At 33.8% G+C, this 4,966-nt stretch carries 7 protein-coding genes; 4 read left to right on the top strand and 3 right to left on the bottom strand.

Features of this window, described 5'->3' with window-relative positions:
- Window positions 1-504: 504 nt before the first annotated feature.
- From ACQKMR_RS28090 to ACQKMR_RS28080, 3 genes are all read left to right on the top strand, one after another.
- Window positions 505-993, top strand: coding sequence for a sigma-70 family RNA polymerase sigma factor (locus ACQKMR_RS28090; protein ID WP_427700204.1), 489 nt, complete (start codon window positions 505-507; stop codon window positions 991-993).
- Between the two features lie 11 nt (window positions 994-1,004).
- Window positions 1,005-1,532 (top strand): DUF4179 domain-containing protein, encoded by a 528-nt coding sequence (locus ACQKMR_RS28085; RefSeq protein ID WP_427700203.1) that lies wholly within the window; start codon window positions 1,005-1,007, stop codon window positions 1,530-1,532.
- A 78-nt stretch (window positions 1,533-1,610) separates the two neighbouring features.
- On the top strand, window positions 1,611-2,003 hold the full coding sequence (locus ACQKMR_RS28080; RefSeq protein WP_427700202.1) for a hypothetical protein: 393 nt from the start codon (window positions 1,611-1,613) through the stop codon (window positions 2,001-2,003).
- A gap of 178 nt (window positions 2,004-2,181) precedes the next feature.
- Here the strand turns inward: ACQKMR_RS28080 and ACQKMR_RS28075 are convergent, their stop codons facing one another.
- Window positions 2,182-2,979 (bottom strand): cyclase family protein, encoded by a 798-nt coding sequence (locus ACQKMR_RS28075; RefSeq protein WP_427700201.1) that lies wholly within the window; start codon window positions 2,977-2,979, stop codon window positions 2,182-2,184.
- A gap of 184 nt (window positions 2,980-3,163) precedes the next feature.
- Here ACQKMR_RS28075 and ACQKMR_RS28070 point away from each other — a divergent pair, with 184 nt between their 5' ends.
- Window positions 3,164-3,493: a hypothetical protein gene (locus ACQKMR_RS28070; protein ID WP_427700200.1), complete on the top strand. Its 330-nt coding sequence runs from the start codon at window positions 3,164-3,166 to the stop codon at window positions 3,491-3,493.
- 358 nt (window positions 3,494-3,851) lie between these two features.
- On the opposite strand, the gene ACQKMR_RS28065 is transcribed toward ACQKMR_RS28070, so the two are convergent.
- Window positions 3,852-4,064 carry a helix-turn-helix domain-containing protein gene (locus ACQKMR_RS28065; RefSeq protein ID WP_427700199.1) on the bottom strand — a complete coding sequence of 71 codons (213 nt, stop codon included), beginning with the start codon at window positions 4,062-4,064 and terminating at the stop codon, window positions 3,852-3,854.
- A gap of 13 nt (window positions 4,065-4,077) precedes the next feature.
- Entirely contained in the window at window positions 4,078-4,614 is a 537-nt protein-coding gene (locus tag ACQKMR_RS28060) for a DUF2975 domain-containing protein (RefSeq protein ID WP_427700198.1), read from the bottom strand.
- Between the last annotated feature and the right edge of the window lie 352 nt (window positions 4,615-4,966).

The following is a 4,966-nucleotide window of genomic DNA, read 5'->3' as shown; positions in this document are numbered from 1 at the left end:
GTTGGAACGCCGTATGCGGTGAAAGTCGCACCTACGGTGTGAACAGGGGGAAAAGGGAGCGATAATTTCAAACCCTTACCTATCTGTATCTATAAGGATTACTAAAAATAAGCAAACTATTTTATGAAAACCGTATACTAAATCACTAGAAAAGAATCCATTTTGATCATTTTTTTCAAAATGGATTCTTTTTATTTACGCTAATATGGGGGTTCAGGAGGACCTTTTGATCAATCTTTTACGTGCAAAATAGCACTTAAAATAAGTGCAAATTATCACCTAAAGTAACATGTTGTTTTCTGATAGAGTGATTAGTAGTACCGTAAACGTCCGTTTATGGGGCATTCTTTAATAAGATAAAGGAAATTTCTTAGTCGGGAATATATTTTGTGATAGATTTACCGTATTCATTTCGTATTACATAGTAGGTACCAATATTCATCGGGAGGGGTGGACCATTGAAAGTCACAGAGAACAATGTTGTACAACAAATACAGAATAAAAATGAAAAAGCAATTTCTTTTATTATTAATCAGTGGTTTACTAGCAGCAATCATTAAACGTCATTTAAATTCCCAGCAACAAGATTATGAAGAATGTCTTGATGATGTTTTGTTATCGATATGGAATAATATTCATTCCTTTGATCCTACGAAAAATTCATTTAAACAATGGATTGCAGCGATTGCAAAATATAAAGCGATTGATTATCAAAGAAAACTAATCACAATAAAGAATCAGCAATTTTCAGTTCCAGATATTAATGAATCCATGATAAAGGCGAAACAATCAGCAGAAAAAATCTGTGTTGATAAATTACTTGATCAGTTACCAGCAAGCGAACGGACAATCTTTGAAAAGTACTATTTAGAAGGAACTCCTTCAAGTGAAATAGCAAAGGAATTTAATGCGAAAGAGTCTTGGGTTTATAACAAGCTTTCCAGAGGTCGTAAAAAGCTTAAAATTTTTTTATTTCAAAAAAATGAAGTGTGAGGAGTGAGAATATGTCAATTTATAATGATTTAAACGAATTAAATGTTGATTTGGAACAGTATGAAGAAAAAAGCCTTACGAACTTCGAGAAAAAGCAATGGGAAAAGCGTGTACTAAAAAAAATAAGAAAACAAAAGCCATCTCACGTAAAGAAATATTTAGGTGTTACAGCAGCTGTTATTTTAGCAACAGGTATTTCAATTAGTACAGGTAGGGTATCTATAGCAAATATGCCGTTTGTTGGCGAAACCATTGAAAAGTATATAAATTCAAAGGAAAACCTTGACTATTCGTCATATAAAACTAAAATAGGTGAAACAGCTGAAAACGAGTACGGTAAATTGACATTGAATGAAGTCTTGATTGATGGTGGGCGATTATTAATCGGCTCCACTTTTGAACTGGCAGAGGGGATTAAGTTTAATTATCAAATGCATCCAATGCATCCAATGCCAAAAGTATTGATAAATGGAGAGAATCTAACTTCAGGTACAGGCGGGGAATCTGTAGAATTAAATGATTCCATGTTTACTATTTAAAATGAAGTTCAACTGACAGAAATTCCGATCGGTGAAACGATTCGATTCCATATTGAGTATGATCGCCTAGACTTAGAAATGCCAATAGTTCACCCTTGGGTCTTTGATATTGAAGTTCCAACTGAAAAGTTAGCAGCAGCAAGCAAAACGATTACATTCGATCAGATAATACAGCTCGGGAATGGCGAATCCATAAAATTAGAGAAATTGATTGTAACACCAATATCCACGGTGCTCTATTATGACTGGCCAGAGCAAGCAAATCACATTGCTTTTAAAATTGTAAGTGAATCAGGGACAGAAATATTACCAGGCACTAGCGCTATTACCCCTGAAGAATCTTATAACCGATATCCATCAATTGATTTAACATCGGAGAAATACTATTTAGTACCATTTGAGCACTCAGTAAATCCCCATGCAACTGAACCAGGTAAGGTACCAGAACAATCTATACTGATCAATCCATAAGAAATGAATGGGTGATCTAGGGACATAGTAATCATGTGAATTCTCCTACGAGAAGCATAAATTGTAAGACAAATAAAACAGACGATTCCTTAAAAATAGAAGGTGAAATCGGCTGTTTTATTTTTGAATTTCCTTAGCGTACAAAATTCCCGAAATGTTGGAGGTACCCCAGTAATGGTTAATTAATTTCATCAAAAATAGCTACTACACGGCTCCATCCAGCACTTGCATTAGCAATATTGATAGGAAACGCACATACTGTAAAACCATATGGTTTTAAAATTTTATCAAGGTTACAAAGCTTTTCAATTTGACAATATTCTTTACGTCTGCCTACTATATGGGCTTCCCAAAACTGTGACTTCCCTTCCTTTGCCTCTTTGGCTGTTACATTAAATGGACGATCTAGACCCCATGCATCTATCCCGATTAGTTTTACCCCTTGGTCGATAAGCCACTCTGTTGCTGATGCAGTTAGTCCTGCATGCAAGTACTCATAACCAGGCTGATGAAAATGCTTGGAAGTTCCAGTGTAAATAAGTATGATGTCATAAGGTTTGATTGAATAATTCATCCTTTTTAGTTCTTGTTGCAAATCATCAATACTAATCCCTTCGCCAGCTTGCTTGTAAGTCATATTAATGAGAACACCATCTCCATAACACCAATTTAAGGGGATTTGTTCAATTGTTTTTGCAGGTTTTCCATTAGATGTAGAACCATAATGATAAGGAGCATCAATATGGGTGTAGGAATGAGTTGATAATGTTACTTCTTCTACTGCCCAGCCTTCCTCATCTGGCCAATAAGACTTATCAAGCCCTAAATACTTTTCTGTTACTGTAATTGAATCTTTATGATCTTTGTAAATAATTTTATGTGCATTTGGCTCAAATTCCCGAGTAGCGTTTGATAATCGATCGCTTAAATCGATAATTATTTTCCCTTTTCCATTTCGTATAAAACTTTCAATCATAACTCCATTCCCCCTAGTTCCTTAAAATTCATAAGCTCTCTAACTTATACTAGAAATTTTTTCTATTTTTGATTATATGCAAAACTTCTTTACAACTTTAACCATTTTTGGTTAATAGTTTTTTACCTTCATCTGTATTCTTTAATCGGTATTTACCACTAATGTCACACCTGAAATCAAAGCAATGGTTAAAGACCAATTCGAATATTTTGACAACATTGTAAATAACGATTACTTCTACAAATCTCGGAATGCAGATCCAAATGATCCAATGTTCGACTTAGGTAAAGAAGATGCTTGGCTAACTGAAGAAATCAAATCAGAAGTGGGGAAAAGAGCTGATGAAATTGAAGCTTTAATGCCAACCAATAATAGCCATCTTGATAGAGATTTAAATATGGCCCTAGGAGAAATGAGAACAGGATTTGAGTATGAAAATGATGGAGATATATACTTAACTTATAGAATCCTTTATGGCTTACATACTGCTATGAATGGATATAAACCATATTGATCGAGACGAAAATGGAAGAAAAAGATTTGATCCAGAAGGCAATTGGACAGAAACTTATACCGATGAAGAAATAGGTTATAAAGATCCGTTTAAAAACAGATAAAACTTTCACATATTCTTATATATACGATTTAAAGCTATACAGAGTCCATACAGGGCTCTTTTTATTTTCTCTTAATATCCTATATGAACCTATCTGACTATAGGTGCGTTAGTTGAGATCCAGGGCTGCCATTTGGTGGCCTTTTTGCTTAATGAATTAAAGGGGCAGGTTTGTGGAAGAGTGTTATTTATCTTGTGTTCAACATTCGGGCCATATTGCGGAATAGTTGAAAACTGACATATAACAATTGTTTTGTTATATGTCAGTTTTTTCTTCATATTCGAGTATATCACTAGGCTGACAATTTAATGTCTGGCAGATTTTTTCTAATGTGGCAAAGCGAATACCACGCGCTTTACCTGTTTTTAGTATTGATAAGTTAACTTGGGTAATTCCAATTTTTTCTGCTAACGCTTTTGAAGAAATTTTTCTTTCTAGCATTACTCGATCTAGATTAATTTTTATCATTAGGAGCTCCCACCTAAATCACGTTGTTAGAATCGTTTTGTAAAGATATGCCGTATTTTAAAACCACATAAAGCGTATAAACGATGGATAACAAAAGAATGTTTCCTATTAAACTTGGCCAAGAATCTGGAAAAATATCACTGACATTGTACGCATGTACTTGCGCAAATAACAGCTGACTAATGAAGTTCAAAACGGTAAAGCTAGTGATCGAGATTAAGATTAGTTTTAGGTATTTAAGATTTCGAGAAACAAAGAAGTGTTGTTCGTAAATATTACCAATTATCTTATGTAGAGCGTACATAATGATAAACAAACAAGCAATGATTGCTAGCGCGACTAAGCAAGAAAGTACTAAAAACCATACTGATAGGTTTGTGTTTGAGTTTAAATCTGCATACTGTAGCAATTGTTTTTTGACTCCGTTTGGTACTAACAATAAAGCTCCAGACGCAAATAATAGCATTAATCCAGCAAACGCACATAAAACTTGAGCAATTAGCGACATAATTGATAAAAATTTTAGAACGGTCTTGGTAAAAAGATTCATTGGAAATCACATCCTTATTTTACATATTATTCTAAAACAATAAAGTGTTATCGTCAAACAATAATTTTTTTCAAGGAGATTGATTCCTGACGTATAGCTTTAAAATTTAGTTTGATCAAAACAATTCAAAAGTTTGGTGGTGTTCAAAATGAAAGATGGGCGAGGGCGACTGGAAAGAAATCTTCCATAACTAAAGAAATTGAAAATAGCCGTAATAATAGAAGTGTTGATCCAACATAGCTTCATTTTTCTTGTTCAACTACCATGAAAATTAAACACTAATAATCAGAAAAAAGACCATATTAAATAAAACGCAAGCTTCAATTTTTTTGAAAAAGAGCAGCGCCCTATT

This window comes from Peribacillus sp. NPDC096540, from assembly GCF_050278525.1.
Lineage (GTDB): Bacteria > Bacillota > Bacilli > Bacillales > DSM-1321 > Peribacillus.
The sequence above is the reverse complement of the archived record's forward strand: the minus strand, read 5'-3'. Positions and strand labels throughout refer to the sequence as shown.

What these genes read in the sequence shown, in the direction of transcription:
- ACQKMR_RS28090 (WP_427700204.1), top strand. Translation starts at nt 505, where the DNA reads ATGAAAAAGCAATTTCTTTTATTATTAATCAGTGGTTTACTAGCAGCA.
- ACQKMR_RS28085 (WP_427700203.1), top strand. Translation starts at nt 1,005, where the DNA reads ATGTCAATTTATAATGATTTAAACGAATTAAATGTTGATTTGGAACAG.
- ACQKMR_RS28080 (WP_427700202.1), top strand. Translation starts at nt 1,611, where the DNA reads ATGCCAATAGTTCACCCTTGGGTCTTTGATATTGAAGTTCCAACTGAA.
- ACQKMR_RS28075 (WP_427700201.1), bottom strand. Translation starts at nt 2,979, where the DNA reads ATGATTGAAAGTTTTATACGAAATGGAAAAGGGAAAATAATTATCGAT.
- ACQKMR_RS28070 (WP_427700200.1), top strand. Translation starts at nt 3,164, where the DNA reads ATGGTTAAAGACCAATTCGAATATTTTGACAACATTGTAAATAACGAT.
- ACQKMR_RS28065 (WP_427700199.1), bottom strand. Translation starts at nt 4,064, where the DNA reads ATGATAAAAATTAATCTAGATCGAGTAATGCTAGAAAGAAAAATTTCT.
- ACQKMR_RS28060 (WP_427700198.1), bottom strand. Translation starts at nt 4,614, where the DNA reads ATGAATCTTTTTACCAAGACCGTTCTAAAATTTTTATCAATTATGTCG.